3 protein-coding genes and 2 rRNA genes are annotated in these 8,970 nt (G+C 45.9%); 2 read left to right on the top strand and 3 right to left on the bottom strand.

The window, feature by feature from the left end:
• A 23S ribosomal RNA gene (locus NTU69_12070) occupies window positions 1-1,686 on the top strand; the annotation flags it as partial.
• 109 nt (window positions 1,687-1,795) lie between these two features.
• Window positions 1,796-1,912, top strand: a 5S ribosomal RNA gene (gene rrf / locus NTU69_12065).
• Between the two features lie 292 nt (window positions 1,913-2,204).
• Here rrf and NTU69_12060 read toward each other — a convergent pair.
• From NTU69_12060 to NTU69_12050, 3 genes are all read right to left on the bottom strand, one after another.
• Window positions 2,205-3,146 (bottom strand): hypothetical protein, encoded by a 942-nt coding sequence (locus NTU69_12060; protein ID MCX5804241.1) that lies wholly within the window; start codon window positions 3,144-3,146, stop codon window positions 2,205-2,207.
• Between the two features lie 652 nt (window positions 3,147-3,798).
• Window positions 3,799-8,349 (bottom strand): DUF3883 domain-containing protein, encoded by a 4,551-nt coding sequence (locus NTU69_12055; GenBank protein ID MCX5804240.1) that lies wholly within the window; start codon window positions 8,347-8,349, stop codon window positions 3,799-3,801.
• Between the two features lie 432 nt (window positions 8,350-8,781).
• The coding region (locus NTU69_12050; protein MCX5804239.1) for a hypothetical protein at window positions 8,782-8,970 on the bottom strand (189 nt) is incomplete at its 5' end.

The raw sequence follows: 8,970 nt of genomic DNA, 5'->3' as shown, positions 1-8,970 counted from the left end.
GACGCAGAAGAGAGTATGCTGACATGAGTAGCGATAAATGCCGTGAAAAACGGCATCGCCGTAAGCCCAAGGTTTCCTGAGCAAGGGTAATCCTCTCAGGGTTAGTCGGTCCCTAAGGCAAGGCCGAAAGGCGTAGTTGATGGGAAACAGATTAATATTTCTGTACCACCAGGTGAGCGTTTGAGCGAAGGGGGGACGGAGAAGGGTAGGCCATCCTGCTGACGGAATAGCAGGTTCAAGCGGGTAGGGGGAGTTCATAGGCAAATCCGTGGACTCATAACTCCGAGACGTGATGAGGATCCCTTAATAAGGGAATAAACTGGCTGATCCCACGCTTCCAAGAAAAGCCTCGTAGCGAGTTTATCTGGTGACCGTACCGCAAACCGACACAGGTGGGCGAGGAGAGAATCCTAAGGCGCTTGAGATAACCCTGGTTAAGGAACTCGGCAAAATTGCACCGTAACTTCGGGAGAAGGTGCGTTCTGGTTTGTGTAAAAACTTGCTTTTGAAGCAACCCGGAATCGCAGTGAAGAGGGGGTGGCGACTGTTTACTAAAAACACAGGACTCTGCAAACTCGTAAGAGAAAGTATAGGGTCTGACGCCTGCCCGGTGCTGGAAGGTTAAAGGGAGATGTCATTCTAAGTAATTGGGAGAAGCGTTGAACTGAAGCCCCAGTAAACGGCGGCCGTAACTATAACGGTCCTAAGGTAGCGAAATTCCTTGTCGGGTAAGTTCCGACCTGCATGAATGGCGTAACGATTGCCCCGCTGTCTCAACCAGGGACTCAGCGAAATTGTAATGGGGGTGAAGATACCCTCACCCCGCGGCAAGACGGAAAGACCCCGTGCACCTTTACTACAACTTGACAGTGAACTTCGGGGTAATATGTGTAGGATAGGTGGGAGGCTTTGAAGTTCCGGCGCTAGCTGGGATGGAGCCAATGTTGAAATACCACCCTTATTGTTTTGAGGTTCTAACTCAGACCCGTTATCCGGGTTGAGGACACTGTCTGGTGGGTAGTTTGACTGGGGCGGTCGCCTCCCAAAATGTAACGGAGGCGCACGAAGGTCGGCTCAGGCTGATTGGAAACCAGCCGATGAGTGCAAAGGCACAAGCCGGCTTGACTGTGAGACCTACAAGTCGAGCAGGAACGAAAGTTGGTCTTAGTGATCCGGTGGTTCCGCATGGAAGGGCCATCGCTCAACGGATAAAAGGTACGCCGGGGATAACAGGCTTATCTCCCCCAAGAGTTCACATCGACGGGGAGGTTTGGCACCTCGATGTCGGCTCATCGCATCCTGGGGCTGAAGAAGGTCCCAAGGGTTTGGCTGTTCGCCAATTAAAGCGGTACGTGAGCTGGGTTTAGAACGTCGTGAGACAGTTCGGTCCCTATCTGCCGTGGGCGTAGGATAATTGAGAGGAGCTGTCCTTAGTACGAGAGGACCAGGATGGACGGACCTCTAGTGTACCAGTTGTCACGCCAGTGGCATAAGCTGGGTAGCTATGTCCGGAAGGGATAACCACTGAAAGCATCTAAGTGGGAAGCCCGCCTCAAGATTAGTTATCCCGTCTGGTAGCAATACCGGGCTAAGACCCCACGTAGACTACGTGGTTGATAGGCTGATGGTGTAAGCACAGCAATGTGTTGAGCCTACCAGTACTAATAGGTCGAGAGGCTTGACCATAAATCATTACAACATATATAGCTGTCTTAAAAAATTGGTTCAAGGTTCAAAGTTCAAGGTTTAAAATATCCAACATCGAACATAGAACGTTGAACAAGAGATAAAGTTTCCCGGTGACCATAGCGTAGGGGAAACACCCGTTCCCATCCCGAACACGGAAGTTAAGCCCTACCACGCCGATGATACTGCACGGGCGACTGTGTGGGAAAGTAGGTCGTTGCCGGGTTTAAGATTAAAAAAGCCCAAGGAGTTTTCCTTGGGCTTTTTTAATCTTTTCACAATGGGGCCGAAGCGCTTTTTGCACCTTGCTTTGTCGCGCTGTGGGTCGCGACGCTTCGACGTACGTTCATGTACGCCTGCGCGCCTCAATCCTTGCGCTTCGCGCAATCTATCAAAAATCGCCTCGGCCAGGGAATCTTAAATGTTGTTTGTTAATCTTGTTCATCGTTGTGCATCGAAACTTACCTGGACCTGAGATTAAAATGTTATAAAGCAAGGCCTAACCCCATTGTTTATTTTCAATAAATAATACTACTAACTATATTTTTATTTAGTTGAATTACTGAATCGCTTTTTTCGTTTGGTGTTTTACTCTTAATATAAATATCACTTTCTGTTTGCAATATTAAAAGGACCTTTTCTGATTTATTATCATCAAATTTTATTGGAAGCTGCTTTAGTTGTTGAACTTCTTCTTTTTTAACAAAAATAGAGACTTCTATTGGTTTGCCCCCTCCATATGTACTATCGATTTTAGTGTAAAATAGTTTTCCGAAAGTAATGGATAAAACAATATAAATAATTCCAATCCAGACTATGTCAAACATATTGATTCTCGTAATGTAAGATTTTGACACAAACTTTTTTCGTAGATCTAAAAGAAGGTTAATAAAAAAAGTTATACATACAAACATCCAAAATAAATTGATTGCTTCTTTTGCTTTTACAAAATAGAAAAAAATAATTACCGAAGATACATAGAACAGGCAGCTTAACGGTAAAAAAAATCTAGGATATTTTTCATGCATCTTCAGTTTATTAATTGGGTAATCAACAAGAAAGAAAAAACATAGAAATCCCCAAAAAACATTAAGTTGTTTTATATGGAATAGGAATTGGCTTATAAAGACTGTTGATATTACAATTCCAAATGCATTATCTGAATATATAAGGAACATTGAGAAGATGCCCCAAAATATTGATTTTTTATCGTGCGATAATTTAGCAGCGAAGTTATCTACAAGTTCTTCTGCATAATATATGCTTCTCCAGACGAAAAAAAAGTATACCGCGAGAATTACGATGAGCAAAAACCCTGCTGATAAATACTTTGTCCTTAATAATGGATGGTATTGAATTCCTAAATCACGTAGAGAAACATTTACTATAATAAATCCTTGTATATACAAAAAGAAACCTATAATAATTCCAGAAATTGCTAAAAAGTCTTTTGCTTTCAATGTTTTTAACGTGTCAAAAAAAGTAATTTTCATATTACAATAAAGTCAAATAATATAGGGAAGAGGAAGGAAACCATAAAGATCAGCCATTTACATGAGTCAATAGGGACGTTCCTAAATAAGCAAATAACTTTCCCCTGCCATGATGCCTTTAAAGTGTTGCTTCCTCGCTCGCCAATCCTCTGCTCCGAACTCCAGCGACCCGCAAGCGGGTACCCCGACTCCGAACTGGTTTCCCATTTTCTTTCCATCCCGCCGTTCAGATGAACGCGGGATTTCGTCCTGTTGAAGTTGCACCATGTGCTTAATAATGTACTCAATTTTCCTGCTATTTCAATAAGTTGTCAAGGGATTTTTTAGTGTTTAGCCCTTAGCAATCAGCCATTAGCTTAATCGTGTATCATGTATCGTGCATCTGATTTACCGGTGGCTACCATCAAAAATCGCCTCGGCCTTAAGAGCCCAACGGTTGGGATGGTCTGGTCGGACATGTCAACATTTCAAGAGCATCCCGTCTGTGTTCGTCTGCCTTCAAGTTGCAACAAAGAAAAGCAAAACAACAGGACAGAGAAGGCACAACGCCCCCAGTATACTAACGAATTTAGCAGCAAAACCAAAAATTCAGACAAAAAGCAAGGTAAGAGGATGCCGGTCAGACCTTTTGGCACTTGGCAACGTTAATAACCGCGTTGCTCCAATCAGAGAACTTCTTTTGAAGAGGAGGATCAGGGGTCAGATACTTCACAGGATTGCGGATTATATGTATCGTGGGCGTATAATCAAGCTTAAGGCCGCTTACCACATACACATAATACTTCTTACCTTCTTCTTCAGCCTTCTTCCACTGATGCGGCGTAAGCTCCCAAGTACCTGGGTTTCCCCTAAAGTGCTTAACCTCGATAAACCGCTCACCATCTTCGTTAGATGAAGAATAAATATCATAACCAATGCTCTGCTGCTTGTGGCGGTCATCAGGCTCCCACCCCTGCTCCTCCTCAAAGCGCATACATAACTCCAAAGCAATGGACTCAGCATCACCCCTGTGCGGAATATGCCTAGGCTTATAGTCTCTCGGTCCTCCGTCATAATGCCCCTTCTTGAGTTTCACCGTAATTGACGGGAAGCCCCTAGGGCCGTCGGTCTTTGAATAAGGAACGCACTCCTCCAAATCATCGGAAAAAATAAAACGATTTGGGTCTATTAGGTCTGAAGCGGCAGGCTGCATTTCAGCAGGCAACTCAACCGCCTTGACTATTTTCTTCTCTTCCCTAGGCGGCACCTTAACGGTATCTTCATCCGGTTTCGAAGAAACCTCAGACTTGCGAATAACCTTGACTTCTTTCGCAGCCATCTGCCAAGCAGGAGCTTTCTCATCAATGCCAAAATCCTTCAACTTCTTGGCAAGCTCGTCATACCCCACAACCCCAAACAAGGAGTCAAGAAGGAGAAACGCCTCATCTTTTCCAGGTGGAAAACACTTCGAGATCTCCTTGGCCACGACTGTAGAAAGAATAGGAACATCTCTCCGCTTATACAAACGGTTCTCATCAGGGCTAAAGTAAACATTGCTGTTAACGCCCTTAACACTAATATCATCCGAGCACGGATCAACCGTGAAATCAAGAGCAATATCCGAACACTCAAAGCACTCCACATACTCCATCTTGGCAAAAACGCCGCTCCTTTCGAGCTCCGAATAAAGGCCAAACCTCTTTATCTTAAAGTAGCGCGCCACATAGGAGAGCCTCTCGCGTAACTGCTTAACCTCATCCCCCTCAAGCTCATCCAAGCCGTCCATGTTCTTTACCACAGAAACATGGCTACTCAACTGTCTAAAACCACCAACAGACAGCATATTCTTGACATTACCCCAATGAAAAGGTAGCCACAAAAAAGCAAGCTTGTCCGCAAAATAGCCCGACAACAGGTCATCATCAGAGAAATAAAGCTCAGACGGCTGCAAGAAGTGCCCAGATTCCGCCAAGAAGACAGGCTTGTCCCACCCGTCGAAGGGAATTCCCCCTTGCCTAACTACTGAATCGATAAGAGAATAGACCTTCGGTGCTACCTGGCGGTAACGCGCCAAGTCCCCAGCGTTCCTTAGATCATCAAGGACGGCCAAACAGTCGCAGAGAGAAGGCTTCTGGGAAATGCCCAAACCCTCGAAAAACTCCATCAGCCCGGTATCATAGATAGGCGAACCGTCGTGTTCAACATAACCTCTGAGGCTCTCGAAAGATTCGGAGAAATCCCGCCAAAACACATCACGCGGCTTCCACCATGAACGGTCCTCACGGGGCAGATAAAACAACTCGCAATCATCAAACAATCGCCTGACTTCTTGAATACGATCTTCAGCCAATGCCTTGTTTCCTGCTTTGGCAAGCTCCTGCTTAAGAGAATCATAAATAGCTGCCATTTTGACAACCTGATTCTCGGCAATCAAAGGGTTTTCTTCTCTGTAGGACTTCAAGTGCTTTAGCACCTGGTCGATGCTGGGGGAGGACATTACCTTAAGGTCCCCCAGAAAGGCATCATTTCCTTGAAGCTCTACGTAAGGAATATTCTCACCCAACAGGTGGACATTCCTCTGCGAATGCACTACCAACTCACCAGGTTTAGCAAAATCCCCGGCTAGGGTAGGGACCCATTTGGCATTTCTCAAAAACTCAAGGAAAGAAGAAGTATCATAAGCCCTAGCGTGCCAATCAACATAAAAATACTTGTATGTAGAACGGCAGAAGCCCTTATCCTTATAAGATTTCCAATTACTATCAAGCGACTCCCAAAGAAGAGCCATCCGCGCCTTCACATCACCAACATCCCCAGTCTTGGAGCAGAACTCAATCAACCTCTCAACATCCTCACTATGAGAATCACCGTGAAGCTCATGCCAACCCCTTGCAGAATACTCCCTATTAACCCAAGGATATTCATCAGAGCCAGCTATCGAAACCTCGCCCTTGACCTCGACCACCCTTGGGAAGCCCCAGACGCCCAACAGCTCAAAAAACTTCCTCCAAGAGTAATCCGCCTTTTGCTTCCCCTTCCTATGCTTTTTTGCCTCCTTGCCTTCCTTATTCAAATAGTAAGGCGACAGAAAATAAATCCTATCAATGCCCCGGAAAAGGTCTTCCATCAACTGATTCTTACCATACCGCCTAGAAAAATAGACCTCTTCCGGCCTCTTATAAGTAAACACCTCTTTCCCCAAGCTCACTGAGTAAGCCTTGACTAGGACAGAGTCTTTAACCTCCTGCAACACCTCAGGGGAAAGCTTCTTGTTTTGTATCTCGCTCTCCACAGTGGGCCAGTAAGACCTAATATAATTCAATAGGCCATAAATCTTCGAATCGTCATATTCCCTGTACCTCCCGGACCTGAACTTGGGCAGAATAACATCCCTAATGATGTGAGACTGCTTCACATACTTTCTCACCCCAACACTGTCAAACCAATCCTTCACCCGCTTCCTCTTCTCCTCCCTCTCTTGCTGTTCCTCCTTGCGATGGGTGACGCCCGACTCTTGGAAGTAACGGTTCAGGAAAACGATCTCACCCTTGTCAAAAAGCTTATGCACCTCCACCAGGTCAATATTCTGAGGATAACAGATTAACCTATCATCTGAGCCGTCGGTTTTAAGAGGAACAAGTTGTCTGTCATTCGTGAGAACGAAAGTAGCTTTCTGAAGCCGGAGAAATAAAGCCTTAGTCTCCTCATCCCAAGCCCAGGGAAAATCCCCATAAGGCACCTTCTTAGACGTATCAAACAGTGAAGCCACGTAATCGTACAGGTCAAGAAACCACTTTTCGCTCTTCTTTCTGAGAAAAGCCTCGTGCTGCAGGAAACCAATAACTTCGTTGCTACCAATCTTTTTAGAGCCCAACTCAAACAAGACATTCTCAGCGCGGGTACAATGGTCAGGCGCGCTCAAAGCAGAATCTAAATACGATACCTTCTTGCCGAGCAGGGCGGACAAGTCCGGCTCACTCAAAATGATCCTTAAAGCGTCGTCATCAGGTATTGCGCAATCCTCAGGCCTAACCCAGACCTTTGCCGTCCGCGCAATCTCAATCTCCTTGAGCGAAGAGAACAACTCGTCATATAGATGGCTTATCAGGCCATCATGAATCTCCTCTGATAACGGGATAAAGTCATAAACAAACTCTGACAGCTGCTCATCGTCCTTAATCAGGTCGATCGCGACTGCGGCCAGCTTGCCAAGTTCCTCCATAAGCCAGACGTTCCAAGGGCTTTGCTCCGAAATGTTCTCCCTCCCAACCGTTGGGAGAAAATCCGCCTGGACGAGAAAAGGAAGATCAGTACGCTTCTTAGTCGGAAGGTAGCAATACACAACGCCTTCCTTCTTGGTCTTATCCCGGATTTCTGAATTTAAGGGAAAAGCAACGGTTATTCTTGTCTCTTCCACCCCCTTCTTACCTTCAGGGACCATAGCCGGATCCTTAACTGGCAAAGTCCGGTGAAAAACTTTCCACGTAGTAGTGGTTTCAGTTGACGAATTCTTTAAGGTGATGGAGGCGCTATTGGTGTTCCGCCGCACACTATCAGGCAGGCGAGCTGTCAAATCCTCTGGGTCCTTACTAATCGACCACTCGGCACCGTTAGTCCGGTTAACAAAGTTAAGAACCGTGAGATTGTCCAAGAACAAAAGAAGGTTCTCGTCAAGCGCGCTAAAGCTCTCAGTGAGCGTATCTGGCGACATCAGTTCAGGGGAATAGGGCAGGACAAAGACTGCCCCCTTCTCAGAGGAGCAATAATCCCTGGCGGCTTCAGGCACGGTAGCTAATGGCTTAGGGTTTATGAAGTCATGAAGCTCAAAATTATACTTACCGGAGATAATCTGAGGCGTTTTGGCCACATTGAAAACAGCCTTAAAGCCGATTCCGAAAAAGCCTATCTTCCGCCTCTTTCTCCCAGGCCTGACAGAGCAAATGCCCCAAACATCATCCTCATCGAAAGGCCTGCCATCATTTGACACAACTGCTTCATTCGTGCCAAACAAAAAGGTAATAGCTGAGGAGCCCTCATCTTCCGCATTCTGAATAAGTTCCAAAGCATAATGAATCGCCTCACCATACAAGCTGCGGCTGACCAGCTTTAGAAGATTATCTCTATCCTCAGATTTCTCCTTCTGCTTCTGACTATAAATCTCCTCAATAAGAGCGCTGTCCCAACCAGGCATCGAGACCCCTCCCCACTATACGGCTATGCCAAACCCCTATAACCCAACATGTTCATAAAATTATTGCCAATCAGGGGGAAGGGGACATCCTTCAATAATTCAATACATTTCCCCCGCCAAAAAGAAATGCTTCCCGTCACACCGCCCCTTTTTTCTTTCCATCCCGCCGTTCAGATGAACGCGGGATTTCGTCCTGTTGAAGTTGCACCATGTGCTTAACAATGTACTCAATTTTCCTGCTATTTCAAGAGGTTGTCAAGGATTTTTTATCGCCGCTTATAAAACCAGCTAAATTGTTCATCGTGTATCATGTATCGTGTAGTTGAACCTCACTTTTCTTTCTACTCCATGCCAACGAGAACGTCCTTCGTCCCAGCGTAGCGGTCGTCCTTCGTCCTTCGGCTTACCTGGCCTAACGCTAAACTCCGAACTTTATCTGTGTTCCAATAGATCGACGTCTCCGATCCAGCATTGGAGACATAGTTTCTCGCGGGGAAGACCGATTGCTTCGACCATGTCGTCGATCCGCTGATACCGTAGCGTCGTAACATCAATCTCCCTTGCAATCCAATCTACCATCTTTCGGTACTTTTCTGTTCGATCGTCGAGATAATCCCGGAT

The organism is Pseudomonadota bacterium (assembly GCA_026388215.1).
Lineage (GTDB): Bacteria > Desulfobacterota > Syntrophorhabdia > Syntrophorhabdales > Syntrophorhabdaceae > JAPLKF01.
This window is presented reverse-complemented; position numbering and strand designations above follow the sequence as displayed.

Excerpts from the sequence above, each read along its gene's own strand:
- NTU69_12055 (MCX5804240.1), bottom strand. The coding sequence starts at position 8,349 with ATGCCTGGTTGGGACAGCGCTCTTATTGAGGAGATTTATAGTCAGAAG.